A 16,475-nucleotide genomic window follows, 5' to 3' on the forward strand; every position below is an offset into this window, starting at 1 on the left:
CCAACGGTCTTAGCAAGGCTCCGCTGCCGGATTACCCGCTTCGGTCGCCGTGCGGAACGATGATCCGCAGCCGCAAGTCGCCGTGGCGTTCGGATTGTTGATCGTGAAGCCTCCGGTAAGCTAGCGGTCGGCTAAAACCCCGTTAAATCAACGTTTGCGGACGTTTATCGTGATTGCGGATTGTATACGTGGATTGCGGTGTGTGGGCCTCTATGACGGATAACCGCGCTAACCCAATTATACCCAAGCGGGCAAGTTTACGCAATGAATTCGCGGTTGTTATAAGCTACGAATAATTAACGGAGTACCCCCGCATAAAAATGTGATAATTACTTTCAGCGAAGAGGTAACGCCGGGCCTGCGTACCCCCGTCTTGGGGGTCTGAGCCCGTATGCATCCGTTATACATACGCACAATTGTTAATCATCAATCCGCAATCCACCGGTGGTCCCCACAAATCCCGTAACCGCGCGGTTTTCCGCCACTCTTCGCGATCGCTCCGTTTATGCATTGCGTTTCCGACCGTCCGTATACGTATCGACCGCATAACTATACGCCGAACCCCCGAGATTTCACCGCCTCCCCCGCCGGAGACACGCTGCAACTGTGTTCGGAATTGTATCCCGGAATCAAACGGTCGTTCCCCCGGTCAAGCCGCGCGGTCAATGCGTTAATGGTCCGCTTGATCGATCCGGTTAGTGGTCGTACATAAACGAAAAAAGGGGACGCAATCAGACGTAGTCTTTCACGTCATCATGCGTCCCCAATTCGTTACCCTTCCGCGAGTATAGCGTCGACTTCCGCTATTCCCTTTTCAATGTCCTCGTCGGATTCATATGCGCCGCCGTCCGTTACCGTTTCGACGACTTGACGGTCGGTCAGTAGGCCGTGGCGCTTATAGAACATCTCCAGCGCCTTGACGGATGCGATGCCGTTCGTCTTGTCCCCTTTGATCAACGACATAAGCTGCGCGTTAGCTACCGTCCGCATCGCGTTAAGGTCGCGGTCGGTGAGTAGGTTAACGTACGCGATGAAGTCGTCGTCCTGGCGCCAGGTGTATAACGTCCCGCGTGTGACTCCGACTACCTCCGCGAGTTCCGCCTGCGTCTTCTTCTTACCGTCTTCCGTTAGTTCGCCCCATTCGTTCGCGACGAGGAGTGCGGCCGCCTTCCGTTGCTGAACCGTTAGCTTCGATTCTAAGCGTTCCTTGATTCTCGACATATATGATTCCTCCTATTTTATAACCATAACGGCTTATCGCGGAGAGTCCTCTTCGGCTTCGACACGTTCTCGACCGCCATTTGGAGCGCATCTGCCGCGTCAATTAACACGCCGTCCGGGTATTCTTCGAGTTGGCCGATGAGTGTCGTATGGCTCCGGCTGAAGATTAGCGTCTTGTTGTGGACCAACGGCTCAAGCGATTCGATACGCTGGCTCTTCGACGTCTTATGCGATTTAACCGGATGTAACCGCGTCTTATACATGCGTTCGATGCGGAGCCTTTCCGCGAGCTGCCGATAGAACTCGTGATATGCGTTAATCGATTCAATAGAGAACGCGTTATGTCTGAATGTGCGAATCTTATCGATGACGATGTTCATAAAGACATGCGGCGCCTCTTTCGAAGAATACTCGTCCAACACGAAAATGCGGCCGGTCCGCTCGTGTCGACCTACGGTAACGACGGAGTTCAAGCATGAGCGCGAGTTATGGCCCATCGCAAGATCCCACGCGCCACTAACCGTTAAGCTATCGACGGGAATCCGTTCCCCTTCGTAGACGATAACCTTACGGCCGTGTTCGTTCTCGTAATGGTAGTAACCGAACCTATCCGGGAAGAACAAGCGGTCTTCTTCCGAGTACGCCACGTTTCGATATTCCGAGTTGAAGGCGCGGGCGCCCATATTTACGCGTTCATGCATTAGCTCGCGGTAGCTCCAACGCCACGGCCACGCCACCTCCGAACCGCACTCCAATTCGGCTTTATTCTCCTCGTAGAAGGCGTCCGCTTCGGTCATGTCGTCACCCTTCGCGTAAACCTCGCAGTAGCGGTCCCATAAGCCGGCGTTATCCGGATCCGACGTGATGGCGCCGTATAGCGAACGCTGAAAGTCTTTCCGGTCAAGTACGTGCTTTAATAGACCGTCCGGCGTTACAAGCGTGCCTACAACGATAAACGCGGTATTAACTTGTCCGATCGGCATGACAACGGAGTTAAACCAGTGGATTAACTTCTCCCGCGCTTCCCGAGTCCCCTCGTTGTTCAACGAAGACGGATCGTCAATGATACATAAGTCAACGCGGTTGGCGCCGTTACGTTTTCCCCGTAACTGTTTTCCGGACGATGACGCCTCGACGAGTGTTCCCGTCGTAGTTAGGAACGCCTCTTCGTTGTCCTTCTCGTTCTTTGTGCTGACCGGATGAAGCAGCGGACCGAAGTCGTTCCGGAGCATCTCGTTAAACTTTAATTGGCCGTTAACCCATCCCGTCAGCTTTTTCGAAATGGCGTCCGTCTCCGAAATTACGAGGATGTATTTCCGCTTACGGAACGCGATTTGATGGAGCGGAAGGATATTCGAAAACGTACCGGATTTGTTGTGGCCGCGCGGACTTGCGATCGCTATGCGTGCGTCTTGCGTCACATTTACGTTATCGCATAGGTCGAAAAACTCGCGATGAAGCTGCGCCATGTCATCTATACCGTCATGTAGCTTGCCGGGCGCGTGGCGGATGATATTCGCATCATTGTCCGCGTTATGGCTATCGGAAAGATATATATACGCGAAGTAGGCTACGTCGTTCTCCGCACGGTTTATCCGCTGAAGGCGCGTAACCTCATCCCGATGGCTAAATAGCGTCCGTACGTGTTCCGCCGTTGCCTTACCGGTATCGTATAGTGCGCGCAACCTCGTCATATGCTGCGTTAACCGGTCGATCCGGGCCTCGCGCTCGGGCCGGCTTAACCACTTGTTGTCTGACCACGCCAAATCGTAACCCCCTTTTTAAAAATAAAAAGAGCCCGCCGAAGCAGGCCCCGCACTTACTTATTTAGAATCTATCGATAATTGCGAACATTTGATCACCGCTAAACGCCGCGACGAGCACTCGGTCACCAATTGCTAGCGGCCTTTCGTGCTCCGTCAGCCTTTCGCAGATAAAGAAATCATCTTTGTCCAAGTCAATGGGCATATTATTTACCCTAATTCGTATATCCGGGTATCCTGCCGTTACACGTGCGAATTCTAAATCAACATCCTTGTTGTAGCCGACCTTCTTAATTGCTTGATAAAGTTTGGAGACTCCCGAACTATGTCGATCAAACACAAACATTCGTTTAACCCCTCCCTTGTGTGATAGCGTACGCCAACTTCGCAGCAAGCGCGTCTATATCCGATTCATTACGGATATGGAATGTGTTTCCGGTGATGTTGACCGTTGGCGCACCGCCGTTACCGACTTTTCCGCCACCTTCGCGCACAGCAGACGCCTCCGTCCGAGTTAAAACCATCTCTCCTCTGTGTAAGCTTGCGGGATATTGGTCATAAGGGACGTTGTCGAGTCCGGCCGCGTGGGGAAATGGATTAAAACTACTGATTGGCACTCCCGTTTGATCGCCCCATATAAAGTCAGTTGCGGGCTTAATGAACTTTGCAAAAGGGTCCATGACATTTTCAGTCATCCAGTTTCCCGTCGGCTTAACGAGAGTATCAACCGCTTTGTTTGTATAGTGCTGCGCTGTTCCTGCCCCGGCTCCAATTACAACCCCCGGTAATCCTGCAAAAGCGCCACCCGTAGCTCCCCCAATTATCGCGGCGAGTTTAGGGTCTTTCTTTATTAACTCCCAAAACCCTGTTGCTACTCCTTCGGCGACTGCTGCTCCGAGTTTAGTCGCTGCCTCTAATAAAGGAGCAGAGGCACTAAGCGCGGTCGCCATTGTATTGACTAAGTTCTCAGATAGCGCGTTTACCTTATCTCGCCCGCCGGCATTCATCCATTCGTTAAAGGACTTCATAATATCCTCGTACACGAACGTAATTTTTCCCTGAAGCGACGTGATCCGCTGAAATTCCGGATTGTTGGTAAAATGCGTGAGAAGATAATTCTTAACTTTATCCGTCATCCGTTGCATAGCCGCTGTTATAGCCGGTGTGTTCGCGTCAACGTAGCCGGCCAACCTACCGAACGCGTCTTGAATCAGCGGCATTGTCGGAAGCAGCGCGGATATCTGCAACGTTTCGAGCGCGCCCTTAAACTGTTCGACCGCGCCGGCCGCCGTGTTCATCTTTTCCTTTGCGACGTCGAGCGCGCTGACCTTCTTCATAGCCGTTTGGAATTTTTTAACGCCGTCCGCACCCTCGTTATATAGGATGTTTCCGGCCCTGACCGCATCCGTTCCGAACATCGTCTCTAACGCGAGAGCACGTTGTTGATTCGTAAGCCTACCGAGCGATTTACGCAAGGAACCGGATATAGACTGCAACGACTTGATGTTTCCGCGTGAATCGTAGAAGGCGTTTGCGCCGTCTTCGGTTACGAGTCCTAGCGCCTCGAACAACGCAATTTGATCCTTCGTTGTTGGTTGGAGGTTTTGGAGCATCGTTTTTAGCGACGTACCCGCATCCGAGCTCTTTATCCCGTTGTTGGCAAATAATCCGAGCGCGATATTCGTATCCTCGAACGTCAATCCTACTCCGGATGCTACGGAAGCCACCGCCGCAAGCGATTGGCGCAGCTCGTCGACACCGGTCGCGGACGCATTAGCGGTTCCAGCGAGTATGTTCGAAGCTTCTGCCGCGGTCAGCCCATCCCTCTTAAACGAATTGAGTGCCGTAGACATAATCTCGGCCGCATTGGCTAACTCAAGACCACCGGCAGTTGCAAGATTAAGCGCGGCTTCCAAACCTCCCGCTTGAACGGCTGCCGGGGTTAAGCCCGCTTTAAGAAGCTCCTCGATTCCGGATGCCGCATCCAGCGCTCCGAATTGTGTTTTTGCGCCCATCTCTAGCGCGAGCGCGGACATTTGCTTGTAACCCTCAGTACCTTTTTTTAGCGACTTATCAAGAGAGCTTACGGACGCCATCTGCGCCTCGAAGTTCATCGCTTTCTTTACGGAGGAAGCGGCGACGGCGGTCGCGGCGATAGCTGCGCTTAGTCCGCCAACTACGATCGACGTTTTCAATACGCCCGTACTAAATCGCGTTAAGCTATTTGATGCATTACGTAGTTGGCCGGACATGCCGTCTATTAAACGTAGGCGGGCCGTTAAGTCGAAGCTCATTTACCCGACCACCTTTTCGGTACGGGACCGGTATACTCGCGAAAAATACGCGTCAGCCCCGCGACTCGCCGCGTCAATGTGGCCGTCAGCCCTACGTAATAGCGCCGGATTATCCGTCTCCACCGCTTGTACCATTAGCGGAATCGCGCGTCCATAGTGTTGAAGCGCCGACGCTAATCCTGCGTGTGCGACTCGTTCCCGGAACTTCGGAAATCTAATCGCGTTCAATTCCGCATGGGCTTCGCTGAGCCGCGTTGATGCAATGCGCATGTCGAGTTTGAACTGTACGATTCCGATTTCGTTTCGTTCGAACGCCTCGAGCCGCGACTTCAAATAACTACCGGCAAATGGCGCCACGTTTCCGCATATTTCCGATACCCTCGCGTATAAACGATCAGCTATGTTCATCGTTTTCCTCCATATTAAAAAGCGCCCCATATCGGAGCGCCTCTTCGTGTATTTTCGTTTAGTTAAGCAGCGCCAACACTCGCGCTTTGTGCCGAACATACCCGGCTGCATCTTCTGACCGCCCACTCGCGTATGCCTTCTGATAAAGCCGGGATAGCACGTCCATATTCGTCCGGTGAGCGGAAACGTCTACCCGGACCAGTTCCCCGTCCGATCCTACGTACTCCCAATATGGCGCGTTCATATCGATACTGGCTGCGCGCGCTACAACTACCTCGTCACCGTCGATTACCGTTGTTTTTCCGTTATTTGAAACCCTCATTGATTAGCGCTCCCTTCTTGTTCCGCAAATTGGTCTTTAATCCTTACATAAGCTACACGGTCCTCGATACGTCCCGTCTTCTTCGCCTTTTGCCCGGCCGCGGCAACGTCATCCGCCGTTATTGTCCGCTCATCATCCGGGACGTCCGGGAGTAGCGCACGCACAGCCGCGTAAAGAGCCCGGTGTTCCAGATTACCGGAGGCACGGGCGGCGGCGGCCATACGTTCAACGTCCTCGCGTGTAGTTGGCGCACCTTCGGTCACCTTCTGCGTCATATCGCGAACAATCGTTGATATCTGAGCCTGGTTCATTAGCGCTTACCTCCCGTCGGCGTGACCGTCGAACGCTCTACACCTTCAGGCAATTTGTGGTAGTGCTCGATATACGATAGGTCGTCGTCTGTTATCTGCGGCAGGTCCGCGGGAGTTGCGATCTTATGAACCGCCAAACCATCGCCAGGACGAATATCAATGCGTTCTAAATCACACATCTCCACCCATACTGGTGAATACATCCTGTCGAATTCATAATAATCGAGAACTGCATTTAAGTAGGCGTTCCGGGCACCTGACATTCGCTCAATAATCGGGTCTAATTCAATATCACGTATTTTGTTGCGGTGCTTTCCGTTCCACTCAATGACTAGATTACGTACGGTAATTCGACCTTCGGCGGCGGAATCGCGTGCGTAATCGTTGGCTTTTCGTGACTCAGTCTCGGCGGCGGTTAATTGGCGCTCTGCCTCTTCAATCTTTACGCGCACTCCTGCCTTTTCTTTGCTGAGGTCCGCCCCGGTCGAAAATTCCTGACGAAGCAGTTCCTCCTGCTCGGATTTCAAGTCGGCTAATCGCGTTCCAGCATCTATGACCGCCTGTTGATACCGGGCTTTAATCTCCGCAAACCTGGCGTCTTGCTTTTCGTACGCCTCTTTCAGTTCGAATTTAATCACGTGCGAAACACTCCTTCATAAATTGGATTAAACGCCGCCACTTGGACGGTCGCTCCGTAATCGCTTCGTTTTGTGGTGCCGGATCCGCCGCAGGCTTGTCCGCTTCTGGCGCGAAGAATAACTCGCGGATTGCCGGGAATATTGGAGAATCCGCCGCCAAGTTAGCGTACACATCCCGCAATGCCGCCTTCGATTCGTAATGCACGTTGATACCCGCGGCCGGAAGAAACGTCTTGTATACGTCGTCGTTATCCGTATATAAATCCGCCGTCTGTACTTCGTGAACACGCATTAGCTCCGCGATGGATTGGCGTACGGCGAAGTTGCTTACTGCGGGCTTCAGTATTACGTCCGCATGTTGCCCGGCTTGATCGTAGTAGTTAGCGACCATGAACGGAACAGCGTCGATCTCCGCGATGACTAATCGTATGACCGGGCGCATTATTGCTCACCCTCGTAAATGACCACTACGTTCACCGCCTTGGTCCGGGAATCCCCTTCCGACTCAACGTCGAACGCAACGCGCTGCCCTTGCTCCAAGTTCCGGTATCCTTCGCCGGCGATTCCGCTCCAATGAACGAAAGAATCTCCCCCGTTATCCCGTTCAATAAACCCGTATCCTTTTTCTGCGTTGAACCATTTCACTTTTCCGTATTCCATTTTTTATTCCTCCTCGAATTTTTCAATGATTGTTGTTTTCCGGATAGCTGCGTCACGTGCATATCTCTGGCTGTCCTTTTTCCGCGGTGGATTGTATGAAAATTGCATCCTTGCTCTAACGCTTACAACTGATTTCTCAAACCGCGCCCGGCTCGCCGGATGCTTAAACGGTTTCTCGCTTCCGATGACTAGCACGTCGCACGTATTATCCCGCGAGATTATAGCGGCAGTAGCCATCGCATCCCGCACGGCATCGTTAACGCCTAGCGGTTCGTCCAAAAATACCGAAGCAATCGCGTATGTCTTACGCATGTCGCGGTGAAGCGAGATTCCATACGCGTCAATGTGGCGATCGCTATTTCGGTGAAACGTGACGGTTGCCGTTATCAACCCGCCTCACCTCCGCTTTGTTATCACTTCGATGCCGGCATTAGCGCATTCATCCGGATATCCCGTAATCGCAGCCAACTTCGCAGTATTGTACGAACGTCGTCTGCGTCATCATATACGTTTCCGGCCACGCGCCCGCCCGCACACCCTCGTTCATGACGAAATAAACGACACCACGTATTTCCGGTTTGGTGACGCCCCAATTTGCAGTTGGTGAGAACTCGCGGCAAACAAGTGTAGATAACCGCTCAACTAATGACCACCACTTTTCCGGTTCCATTCTCGCGAGGTGTGCCGGCGCGTTCGATTTACATTCGATGAATTTGAGAATACGTGAGAAGATAATTTCGCGATCGATACCGTCGATAAAGAACGGGACGAGCTTAAGCGGCCGCTTGTCGTCGTGGTATGTGACGTAAGTGAAGCCGTCTTCCTGTGATACTTTCATCTCAACCGTTCCCTATGCGAATCGCTGACCGTCTGCGTCCGTCTTTGGATTTTCACCGGTCGATTTCCCGTTTCAGTTTCGCGTCATGAACGTTCGGACATATAAAAAGCGCTTCGGGCGGTATTTGCCGTCTGCGCTTAGTTGAATAACACGGATATTGCTCGAAGTTGCGTCAGCCCGTCCGCATTACCTGCGAATACGACACGCGGATTGACCACGATACGACGTTTACGCTTATCATGAACGTCCTCTACGAATACGAAGACCGGTCGTCCGCCTAGTTTAACGTTGTTCATGGCGGCCTTTAACTTTGACGTCTGCGCGTAATTTAACATCGCAGCGAGTTTATCGACCGTCATCGGCTGTATCTGATCAATGTTATATTCCTGCGGATTAAAGCAAACCACGTTCGTACTGAAATGTAGAAACGGAATGATCGTAAACACTATAGCGAGTTGTTTAACATCGCGTCCCTTACCGTATTGTTCGTATAACTCTCTGATAGATTGGCGGTAAAGACGGATACGCTGAAGATCGTTGGTTCCATCCACGGATTCGCCGCGCTGGAACACCGTAGGATTAACGATAATCGTATTACCTGCCTCGCGTATAACGTCTTCCACTAGTAGCCGACCATAAAACTCGGAATAGCGAGCACGGCTCATCCCGGTCAACTTTAGAAGTGCGACGCGATCGATCGTTGTTCCGTTGTCGTGGCGGAGGCGGCCATCGCTATATCCGGTGTATGTTCCAATAAACATTAGTCGAGCAATATCCGATTGCGAAAGCGACGGGAACCGTTGGGCCATCGTTATACACGATTCAAATAACGCCGATACGTAACCACCGTTTTCCTCCGCAAATAATCCCATTATCGAACGATTGCGTGCGTATCTCTGTTGCGCCATCGTCTTTCGCGGAACTATCATGAGCCGATGGGAAACGTCTACTCCGTCCGTTGCCAATATGGCGCCGTCAACTATGCTGCCGTTTTTCTGTGTCTCAAGCATGCGAATCTTTTGACGTGGTTGCATACCTTTCCATTCCCTCGTTGCTTCAATGCCCATTCTCCGCCTCCTTAAAATTAGGTGTCTTTTCGGGAACAAAACGGGTATATTAGGTGTCTTTTCGGGAACACCCCTAAAATGCCGAGACGCTTAGAGCCGCGGTAGATTTCGGCGTTTTCGGGTCCGTCTGTCCCTCTTCTCTTATATATTCTCTAAGAACCTCCGCGTTAGAATATATAGGTGATTCCGTTTTCTCCTGATATACGTATGTTCTCGTTGGCTTTTAAAAGCCGGCGCGTACCGTCGTACCGCTCGCGTGGAATGTTGACATTCCCTTTGAGCCTAAGTGCCTACCGCGTCATATCGGTAACTGCGTTCCCTTCCTTGCTAGTGACCGGCTAAGAGCACGCCGCTCACGACAGTTTTTAAAGATGCTTTTCTACTACGTTAACTCTATCGCGATAAGGGTTATTGATAATCCCTGACGCGTACGCTTTTAACGCGGAAGGTAATGAATGAGGCGGTCTTCCTCGCTAATGGACGCACTAGTAACCTACGTTAAATTAAACCGGCAAATAACGCAGCCGGCCGCTCACTACTCCGCGCCATTTCGTAAATCTCGGTTAATCGCGTTACCTTTTCGTGTGTGAGCGCTAATTCCTTCGCTAACAAATCCGCACGGTAAGTCGGTAAGTTTCGAGCGCCTTGTTCTACGTATGAAACAAAGCGGCCGGATACGCCCATTAGTGCGCCTACATCCTCGCAAGACAATCGATATACCTCGCGGATAGTTGCGAGATTCCTTTCGTTAACAACGGACATCATATACGCCTCCTATTCGTTCTAATTTCCGGAACTAGTCGAGCAAATAAAAGAACGCCTACATACCGCCAGGCATCCGGTACGAGACGAGGGTTAACGTTCCTATAACGTATAGCCGTGAAATCGGGAGAAATACAAGCACCCGCAAATATTATTTATCCTGGGTGATCCCCTCATAAGATATAGCCGTGAAACTGCGAGAAATATAAGTAACTCGTGCGGAGAAATATAAAAAACTTCCTCAATACGTATTGCCGTGAAATGAAACGGAATATACGGTAAGTTTTGAATTTTATTCTTCCATAACGTAAGGGTAACTAACGGGATAAAATACAAGGTACAAGACGCATTGTTTTAATAAAAACGGTCGTTTCCGCCAATTGTTCACAACTTCGCCATATTTAACGCGGTTTTTAAGCCGTCAAACCGGAAATGCCCGGTATAGACGCCAACGCCTCCGCAGATACCAAACGATAAAACTCATATAATCGCGCCTCCTATACGTAGTTAACCGTACCCCGCGGCCTCTTTCGCACACTTTCGCGGAATATATAACGTATGACGACGGCCGACCTCATTTCGCACACTATCGCGAACGACTTCGCGCAGCTCGCGGACGGTCATTTCATCTAGACGCTTCGCTTGACCGGATGACGGTACCATGTGCGGACGGTCGCGCTCATCAGACGGGAGAGTGGCGATTTCGTAAAGTGCGCGAAGCCCCATTTCGGTGTACGTACACCGATTTGCGTCACCCAAATGCGAGGACGTCCTCGCGTCTTGAATAGAGGGCGCGGAGTCCCGATTTGTAACTCCGAGATTACGTCGTCACCAAATCGTTCGACGTCGAACGGTCTGTATACGTGAATGCCCGCAGACTCCCCACGTTATTACCGCGAAATAGGCGCGTTAGCTTTCCGGTAGGGTTATCGTAGTCTAGCGAATTACAGACGATAATTTGACGGAGAAAATACGAGAATAAAAATGGAACGTATGTTCCTGTCATTACGTATAAAATAAAAACGACTCATTCCCCCGCCTGTTGGGAACGAATCGTCTACATAATCTTAACGCGTGTACCATAGTTAGCGCTATGGATGCGATCGCGTCGGTTGCCGCCGACGAACCGCCCGTAATTTCAAATGTAAGCATACCGCCCAAAACGTACCGGCGGCACCTCGCGTAAGTTTAGCGCCCTCACAGCGCCACTCTTTGCTCGAGATACCGGTACGGATAACGCCACATCATCCGATGTTTTCCCGAATTGGAGCCGTCCGAACGCCGGGTCATACCAGGTTACCGCGTCAATGTTAGCGAGATAGCCGCGCTCCGTTCGAACGAATCCTTGGTCACGCAAGTAACGCTCCTGCTCGTCCAACGTCGTAATCTGCGTGTAGGTCCGATCAGCCGTCTGATAGCGAAGGGATCCGCCCTCTACATAAATGTACAGGATATCGCGTGGGTCAACGTGAACAATCTCGAAATCACTATTTTTCTCGCGCCAAATTAGTGGCAAATGCATAAACGCACGCCCTTCCTCTTCAAATTGACTTCATATATAAAGGCTCGGATTCCTGCGTGCTTTACCGCCGTCCTCCTTCCGCTCGTATCATTCTAAAAGTTCGAGCTCGACCGCGTTATCACTCGGTAAAAGCACATTCGTGAGGAACGCCCACCCGGTCATACCCACCAATCGCGCATGTACTTCGCTAATGACGATGTCCCCGCGCTCGACGCCCGTTGCAAGCTTCACGCCGGACCCGACATCGGACGGAATGTACAACGTCTTGCGCCCGTCAACGCGGCGGACCGGTTCGACCCATAGGTCGCCTTCTGCGTCGATATACATGACATGGCGGTCATCAACGAGGTAGCCGGTTTCCATTACGTAACTGTGGCCGGAACCGTCGCCGGAATCATCGTACGGGCCGAGAATCAACGCAACTTTTTTCATATCGGAATACTCCTCCCCCGCGGTAGCAGGCATATGAAATCATCAAGGTCGAGTGCGTCCTTTGATTGGTTACAACGTAGGCACGCGGCAACAACGTTAAGCGGCGTAGACTTTCCCCCCTTGGATCGCGGTACAACGTGGTCGAGCGTTAAATTACCTCCTACTTCTCCGCAATAAACACACGTATAGCCATCGCGCTCGAGTACGAATTGGCGGAAGGTTCGTGCATCATAAAGCCTAACAATTACGGTCGGACTCTTAACCACCGCAGCCTGCTCGCGTACAAGTAATGAAGCCAGGGCGACATCGATCTGCGCGAACCATTTGGTACTTGACTTGGTCGGCGACCTAACGTAGACAATACCGTCAATCGGAGCTAATTCAATCATACTGGCGTGCCCCTCTCTAGACGCTCGTTAAGCGCAATCTTCAACGCAAACAGGCGGCCTGGTCGTGAGATCGGCGGAGCCTTAACGGATCTCCCACGTAGGATATCGAATCGAGCAGCGTTGTAACGATTGACGGCGCGAAGATAGAACGCCATATGACGATAGCAACTCTCTTCCGGCTTGAAGTCTCCCGTTGAACAATCAAACTCGCGGATACGGTATCGTTTCATCGCGCCAACCCTCCAATCATTCCGCGAAGGAGCTCTGATAATAAAACACCGACTAAACGAACAACCATACGTTTACGCGATGACAAGGTCACGTTCACTCACCTCCAATCGCGTATGATGTCCAGAGGGTAAAAATCCTAAAGTGGCGGCTTCATCTAGGCTTACCGGGGCAGAGCCTAGGACAGCGCGCGGAGAAAGCCCGACGATGACACGCGACATGACGGCTGGACTTACGGAAATGCGTTGATTCATACCAATGAGATTTACAATAAAATTACCGGTGACGTGACGATAATAGCGAATTGTCATGAGTGAAACCTCCTTGTATTGTTTAACGTATTATGATTAACGTCTATTGATTAACGTCAGTATATAACGCCTATCGATAAACGTCAACCGATAATTTTCAGAAGATTATTAATACGTTATAATTGGAGGTATGAGGTGATGGCGTTGACGATCCGGATTAAATTAGAAGAAACGTTGGAGCGCGTAGGAATTACGAAAAATGCACTGGCGCGCGAGGCAAAAGTTCGCCCGAATCTTATATACGAGATGTGTGAAGGTAAAACGAGGCGTATCGATTTAGATACATTGAGCAATATCATCGACACGATAAACGCAATGACGGGTAAGAAGCATACGATCGCGGATTTACTCGAGCACAACGGAACTTCTTGACTAGTTGGTTACAGCGTGGAAAATCACCATCAAATTAGCGCCCCACTCCGCCCCGCACCGTTACCCCGATATAGCCTAGCGCGGCAACATCACGGTTATATAACGGAGGTATTCACGATGGCAAACGACCATTATCGTAAATTAGGAGCGGCTTTCCTCATCGCCGCCGGCATCATCTACGCGATCGAACGCGTGGGATCGATTATCGCGCAAAGTAACGAGAGAGCAGCAATGTACGCGGCTAATATTAACGCGAGTCCGGAGATTCACGTAGCGAGCTTCTTCGATAATGTATTCGTGCCGGCGCTTACGTTTATTGGCGTGCTACTACTCGTCTACGGGTTTCCGCGCAAATAAGAAGGGATTTTCTTCCACTTTGTCGAATTAGAGAGTAAAGGACAGCTAGGAGGCGAAATATGCCAATTGAAAACGAAGTAAAGGACTCAGACCGACTAGCGGAATGGCGGAAACGCAACGAAGAGGAAATCGCGCAGATTAACGAAAAGTCCGCGATAAATTTTTATGGAATATCCGGAATGATTATCGCGATACTCGGCGCTATACTTGGGTTTACGATGGATATGTCTTATCTAGTCATCGCGGTTCCTCTCGGCATTATTACGATGGGAATAGGCGAGATCCTACGTCACCTTCACAAAATAAGCAACAAGTAAACGCAGAAAGAGCCCACCAGATATGACTACGGATTGATTACGTAGTGTGTCTAGTGGGCTTATTTGTTTGCAGGAAAATTCTGTTATTGTGTCGAATTGAATAAGTAGTTGTGAAAAATTATCAAACTGTGAGGTAACATATGCAGAACTCAATTATTACAGCCTCCTTTACGATTCTAGGAGGGATTATCATCTTTATTGTTAGTCAATTATTCCTAAAAATAGTTCTCGAGCCTTTAGCAGAGTTCAAAAAACTTAAGGGTAAAATTACATTCGCGCTTATCTACCACGCTAATGTATATTCGAGCCCCAGACCATTAACCGAAATGACGAGGCAGGATGAGCCGATAACTAATGCAAGTAAAGACTTTCGGACTTTAGCTAGTGAACTTCTCGGATATTATCAGCAATTATCCTGCAAACGAATAGTTATTAGATTCAAAGCAATACCGAATCGGGAGAACATCAATGATGCTAGCCGATGTTTAATAGGCTTGGCAAATGGCCTTAATTGTGATCCAGAATCGTCCGGAGAGCTTAGAAAATCAAACCTTAAACATAGGGATGATCTCGGGCGAATCCTCGGTCTGTACTTGGGGAGGGATTAAATCTTGTTTATTTGGAGCTCCCCGTAATGCCGCCGCTAACTTCCACGCGCGCCAACTGTACGTTTTATAGCGAGTGAGAGAGGAGGGAGAATATGGCTGTGAACTACAATCTTCCACTATCAAAAATAATAATTGATAAGTTTAATCTATCCGAAGAAGAAGTGGCATTCATCAAATACTTAGATGGAGAAGCATTTATTTACGATCGCGTAACTAATACATATGAACTCCTTACGCAGATTTATATTGCAAAAATCACAGAACAGACTGCAAATAGAACCGAAAAGTCTACGCGGACTATTGCGATTTTAACTTGGGTGCTGGCGCTATCCGCGGTCGCACAAGTCGGAGTTACATTGTTCGCAGCGTTCGATTAAATCGTATATGTAAACGCAAAATAGGCGGCCCACCAAGCGGAGTCATTAGCGGTATAAAACCGCCGTAACTTCGCTAGTGAGCCGCATCTATTAATCTACTTAATCGCTATCCCCGCCACTTTTCGCACCTCATCCGCCAGGCGATGTATCTCCGGTCGATCCGTCTTACTCGCCGCTGACCATGCCGCGACTCACGTGCGCTTCTTCATAAACCGGGCCGCCGGCGTGTGAGTATCGTGACTTCTCCGCATGTCCCCCGTATCCATCTGAATATATCGCCTCATCGTGCGTATATCACTCCAACCGCCCATTTTCTGAACCGTGAACGCGTCAGCTCCATTAAGTACCATCGATTTTGCCCACGAGTGTCTGTAAACGTGAGCTGTCATTTTCTTGGCAGTGACGCCGGCCTTCTCACCGTAATACTTTAGGCGTTTATTAAAGTGATTTGCGGAAACGGGGTCCCCGTAACACGAAAGAAACAACCGATCGGTCGTGAAGTGTTTGCGGTTCTCCTCGATTAGCTGCAACAGTAACTTCGCGGTATATCCAGATATCGGTACAAGCCGCGGGCGTCGATTTTTTGTTGAGTCTCCAGGCATCGTAATAAACCGCGTCTGAAAGTCAATATCCGGAACGCGACGGCTTAGCATTTCCGAAATTCTCATCCCGCTGTCCAACATCAACATTATCCCTACGAAATCCCGAAAGCCGACGAAGTCCCTTTGATTTGGCTGTGCGAGAATCGCTTTTACTTCGTCATCAGTAAAGCAGTTCGTTAAGTCAACGTCTTGCCGGATTAACTTAACTTTCGCAACCGGATTATCTTCGATTAGCTCATCGCGTTCCATCTGATTGAAAATCGCTTTCAACGTCCGCAGCCGGATATTAATCGTAGTATCCGTTAGTCCGACCCGTTGTCCCTCCGATGGGATATTCGTGTGACCGTCGTAACGTGTGTGGTCGTATTTCATATACGAAATGTGATCGCGCAGCATCGCAACGGTAATGTCTCCGACATAAACTGCCTCCGGATGCTTCTCGCGTATCCACTTCGTAAAATATCCGTAATGCTTCCGGTAATCCACTAACGTACGGTCGCGCAGCCCCTCCGACCTCTTAGCGCTTATTACGAGGTCAAGCCCTTGGTCTAGTGGTATATCCGGGAAAAGCTTTTCCGTGCGTCCTCCGGCCTGTACGCGCCTCTCACGCTTCTTTAACGACATAAAAAGACCTCCATAACGATTAGTCGCGGACTAATATCGTCATAGAGGCCGT

23 protein-coding genes and 1 pseudogene are annotated in these 16,475 nt (G+C 50.4%); 4 read left to right on the forward strand and 20 right to left on the reverse strand.

Annotated features, from left to right (window positions below; all coding sequences use genetic code 11):
• Window positions 1–9: 9 nt before the first annotated feature.
• The 19 genes and pseudogenes from DFP95_RS29440 to DFP95_RS18190 all read right to left on the reverse strand — a co-directional run.
• Window positions 10–120, reverse strand: a pseudogene (locus tag DFP95_RS29440) (iron-sulfur cluster assembly accessory protein); the annotation flags it as partial.
• 651 nt (window positions 121–771) lie between these two features.
• On the reverse strand, window positions 772–1,221 hold the full coding sequence (locus DFP95_RS18100; RefSeq protein WP_115994066.1) for a phBC6A51 family helix-turn-helix protein: 450 nt from the start codon (window positions 1,219–1,221) through the stop codon (window positions 772–774).
• A gap of 17 nt (window positions 1,222–1,238) precedes the next feature.
• Entirely contained in the window at window positions 1,239–2,987 is a 1,749-nt protein-coding gene (locus tag DFP95_RS18105) for a hypothetical protein (RefSeq protein WP_115994067.1), read from the reverse strand.
• Window positions 2,988–3,048: 61 nt separating this feature from the next.
• Window positions 3,049–3,330, reverse strand: a complete 282-nt coding sequence (locus DFP95_RS18110; protein ID WP_115994068.1) for a DUF2577 family protein — start codon at window positions 3,328–3,330, stop codon at window positions 3,049–3,051.
• A 4-nt stretch (window positions 3,331–3,334) separates the two neighbouring features.
• Window positions 3,335–5,278, reverse strand: coding sequence for a phage tail tape measure protein (locus DFP95_RS18115; protein ID WP_115994069.1), 1,944 nt, complete (start codon window positions 5,276–5,278; stop codon window positions 3,335–3,337).
• The gene (locus tag DFP95_RS18120; protein WP_115994070.1) at window positions 5,279–5,686 is read right to left on the reverse strand and encodes a hypothetical protein; all 408 of its coding nucleotides are present in this window, start codon (window positions 5,684–5,686) and stop codon (window positions 5,279–5,281) included. It abuts the gene before it with no gap.
• A 58-nt stretch (window positions 5,687–5,744) separates the two neighbouring features.
• On the reverse strand, window positions 5,745–6,008 hold the full coding sequence (locus DFP95_RS18125; protein WP_115994071.1) for a hypothetical protein: 264 nt from the start codon (window positions 6,006–6,008) through the stop codon (window positions 5,745–5,747).
• Window positions 6,005–6,319, reverse strand: coding sequence for a hypothetical protein (locus DFP95_RS18130; protein WP_115994072.1), 315 nt, complete (start codon window positions 6,317–6,319; stop codon window positions 6,005–6,007). The genes DFP95_RS18125 and DFP95_RS18130 overlap by 4 nt, the downstream gene beginning before the upstream one ends.
• A complete protein-coding gene (locus DFP95_RS18135; RefSeq protein ID WP_115994073.1) occupies window positions 6,319–6,957 on the reverse strand; it encodes a hypothetical protein in 639 nt (212 codons plus the stop codon). The genes DFP95_RS18130 and DFP95_RS18135 overlap by 1 nt, the downstream gene beginning before the upstream one ends.
• Window positions 6,950–7,399: a hypothetical protein gene (locus DFP95_RS18140; RefSeq protein ID WP_115994074.1), complete on the reverse strand. Its 450-nt coding sequence runs from the start codon at window positions 7,397–7,399 to the stop codon at window positions 6,950–6,952. Before DFP95_RS18140 ends, DFP95_RS18135 begins: the two co-directional genes overlap by 8 nt.
• Complete coding sequence (locus tag DFP95_RS18145) at window positions 7,399–7,617, reverse strand: cold-shock protein (RefSeq protein WP_115994075.1); 219 nt, start codon at window positions 7,615–7,617, stop codon at window positions 7,399–7,401. Before DFP95_RS18145 ends, DFP95_RS18140 begins: the two co-directional genes overlap by 1 nt.
• Window positions 7,618–7,620: 3 nt before the next feature.
• Complete coding sequence (locus tag DFP95_RS18150) at window positions 7,621–8,007, reverse strand: hypothetical protein (protein WP_115994076.1); 387 nt, start codon at window positions 8,005–8,007, stop codon at window positions 7,621–7,623.
• A gap of 49 nt (window positions 8,008–8,056) precedes the next feature.
• Window positions 8,057–8,455, reverse strand: a complete 399-nt coding sequence (locus DFP95_RS18155; RefSeq protein WP_115994077.1) for a hypothetical protein — start codon at window positions 8,453–8,455, stop codon at window positions 8,057–8,059.
• A 137-nt stretch (window positions 8,456–8,592) separates the two neighbouring features.
• Window positions 8,593–9,522 carry a hypothetical protein gene (locus DFP95_RS18160; RefSeq protein ID WP_115994078.1) on the reverse strand — a complete coding sequence of 310 codons (930 nt, stop codon included), beginning with the start codon at window positions 9,520–9,522 and terminating at the stop codon, window positions 8,593–8,595.
• 1,900 nt (window positions 9,523–11,422) lie between these two features.
• On the reverse strand, window positions 11,423–11,806 hold the full coding sequence (locus tag DFP95_RS18170; protein WP_115994080.1) for a LytTR family DNA-binding domain-containing protein: 384 nt from the start codon (window positions 11,804–11,806) through the stop codon (window positions 11,423–11,425).
• Between the two features lie 87 nt (window positions 11,807–11,893).
• Window positions 11,894–12,238: a hypothetical protein gene (locus tag DFP95_RS18175; protein WP_115994081.1), complete on the reverse strand. Its 345-nt coding sequence runs from the start codon at window positions 12,236–12,238 to the stop codon at window positions 11,894–11,896.
• Window positions 12,235–12,627 (reverse strand): HNH endonuclease, encoded by a 393-nt coding sequence (locus DFP95_RS29825; protein WP_115994082.1) that lies wholly within the window; start codon window positions 12,625–12,627, stop codon window positions 12,235–12,237. Before DFP95_RS29825 ends, DFP95_RS18175 begins: the two co-directional genes overlap by 4 nt.
• Window positions 12,624–12,857, reverse strand: coding sequence for a hypothetical protein (locus DFP95_RS18185; protein ID WP_115994083.1), 234 nt, complete (start codon window positions 12,855–12,857; stop codon window positions 12,624–12,626). The genes DFP95_RS29825 and DFP95_RS18185 overlap by 4 nt, the downstream gene beginning before the upstream one ends.
• Window positions 12,858–12,929: 72 nt before the next feature.
• Entirely contained in the window at window positions 12,930–13,166 is a 237-nt protein-coding gene (locus tag DFP95_RS18190) for a hypothetical protein (protein ID WP_115994084.1), read from the reverse strand.
• A gap of 138 nt (window positions 13,167–13,304) precedes the next feature.
• On the opposite strand from DFP95_RS18190, the gene DFP95_RS18195 reads away from it, so the two are divergent.
• The 4 genes from DFP95_RS18195 (at window position 13,305) to DFP95_RS18215 (ending at window position 15,197) form a co-directional block, all read left to right on the forward strand.
• The gene (locus DFP95_RS18195; RefSeq protein WP_115994085.1) at window positions 13,305–13,538 is read left to right on the forward strand and encodes a helix-turn-helix domain-containing protein; all 234 of its coding nucleotides are present in this window, start codon (window positions 13,305–13,307) and stop codon (window positions 13,536–13,538) included.
• 117 nt (window positions 13,539–13,655) lie between these two features.
• Complete coding sequence (locus tag DFP95_RS18200) at window positions 13,656–13,895, forward strand: hypothetical protein (RefSeq protein WP_115994086.1); 240 nt, start codon at window positions 13,656–13,658, stop codon at window positions 13,893–13,895.
• Window positions 13,896–13,954: 59 nt separating this feature from the next.
• Window positions 13,955–14,212, forward strand: coding sequence for a hypothetical protein (locus DFP95_RS18205; RefSeq protein WP_115994087.1), 258 nt, complete (start codon window positions 13,955–13,957; stop codon window positions 14,210–14,212).
• Between the two features lie 700 nt (window positions 14,213–14,912).
• Window positions 14,913–15,197, forward strand: coding sequence for a hypothetical protein (locus DFP95_RS18215; RefSeq protein WP_115994089.1), 285 nt, complete (start codon window positions 14,913–14,915; stop codon window positions 15,195–15,197).
• 191 nt (window positions 15,198–15,388) lie between these two features.
• Here the strand turns inward: DFP95_RS18215 and DFP95_RS18220 are convergent, their stop codons facing one another.
• Window positions 15,389–16,423 carry a tyrosine-type recombinase/integrase gene (locus DFP95_RS18220; RefSeq protein ID WP_115994090.1) on the reverse strand — a complete coding sequence of 345 codons (1,035 nt, stop codon included), beginning with the start codon at window positions 16,421–16,423 and terminating at the stop codon, window positions 15,389–15,391.
• Window positions 16,424–16,475 lie beyond the last annotated feature (52 nt).

This window comes from Cohnella lupini (assembly GCF_003386205.1).
Classification (GTDB): Bacteria; Bacillota; Bacilli; order Paenibacillales; family Paenibacillaceae; genus Cohnella; species Cohnella lupini.

Coding starts and splice junctions, on each gene's coding strand:
- DFP95_RS18100 (WP_115994066.1), bottom strand. CDS start 1,221: ATGTCGAGAATCAAGGAACGCTTAGAATCGAAGCTAACGGTTCAGCAA.
- DFP95_RS18110 (WP_115994068.1), bottom strand. CDS start 3,330: ATGTTTGTGTTTGATCGACATAGTTCGGGAGTCTCCAAACTTTATCAA.
- DFP95_RS18115 (WP_115994069.1), bottom strand. CDS start 5,278: ATGAGCTTCGACTTAACGGCCCGCCTACGTTTAATAGACGGCATGTCC.
- DFP95_RS18120 (WP_115994070.1), bottom strand. CDS start 5,686: ATGAACATAGCTGATCGTTTATACGCGAGGGTATCGGAAATATGCGGA.
- DFP95_RS18125 (WP_115994071.1), bottom strand. CDS start 6,008: ATGAGGGTTTCAAATAACGGAAAAACAACGGTAATCGACGGTGACGAG.
- DFP95_RS18130 (WP_115994072.1), bottom strand. CDS start 6,319: ATGAACCAGGCTCAGATATCAACGATTGTTCGCGATATGACGCAGAAG.
- DFP95_RS18140 (WP_115994074.1), bottom strand. CDS start 7,399: ATGCGCCCGGTCATACGATTAGTCATCGCGGAGATCGACGCTGTTCCG.
- DFP95_RS18145 (WP_115994075.1), bottom strand. CDS start 7,617: ATGGAATACGGAAAAGTGAAATGGTTCAACGCAGAAAAAGGATACGGG.
- DFP95_RS18155 (WP_115994077.1), bottom strand. CDS start 8,455: ATGAAAGTATCACAGGAAGACGGCTTCACTTACGTCACATACCACGAC.
- DFP95_RS18160 (WP_115994078.1), bottom strand. CDS start 9,522: ATGGGCATTGAAGCAACGAGGGAATGGAAAGGTATGCAACCACGTCAA.
- DFP95_RS18170 (WP_115994080.1), bottom strand. CDS start 11,806: ATGCATTTGCCACTAATTTGGCGCGAGAAAAATAGTGATTTCGAGATT.
- DFP95_RS18175 (WP_115994081.1), bottom strand. CDS start 12,238: ATGAAAAAAGTTGCGTTGATTCTCGGCCCGTACGATGATTCCGGCGAC.
- DFP95_RS29825 (WP_115994082.1), bottom strand. CDS start 12,627: ATGATTGAATTAGCTCCGATTGACGGTATTGTCTACGTTAGGTCGCCG.
- DFP95_RS18185 (WP_115994083.1), bottom strand. CDS start 12,857: ATGAAACGATACCGTATCCGCGAGTTTGATTGTTCAACGGGAGACTTC.
- DFP95_RS18190 (WP_115994084.1), bottom strand. CDS start 13,166: ATGACAATTCGCTATTATCGTCACGTCACCGGTAATTTTATTGTAAAT.
- DFP95_RS18195 (WP_115994085.1), top strand. CDS start 13,305: ATGGCGTTGACGATCCGGATTAAATTAGAAGAAACGTTGGAGCGCGTA.
- DFP95_RS18200 (WP_115994086.1), top strand. CDS start 13,656: ATGGCAAACGACCATTATCGTAAATTAGGAGCGGCTTTCCTCATCGCC.
- DFP95_RS18205 (WP_115994087.1), top strand. CDS start 13,955: ATGCCAATTGAAAACGAAGTAAAGGACTCAGACCGACTAGCGGAATGG.
- DFP95_RS18215 (WP_115994089.1), top strand. CDS start 14,913: ATGGCTGTGAACTACAATCTTCCACTATCAAAAATAATAATTGATAAG.
- DFP95_RS18220 (WP_115994090.1), bottom strand. CDS start 16,423: ATGTCGTTAAAGAAGCGTGAGAGGCGCGTACAGGCCGGAGGACGCACG.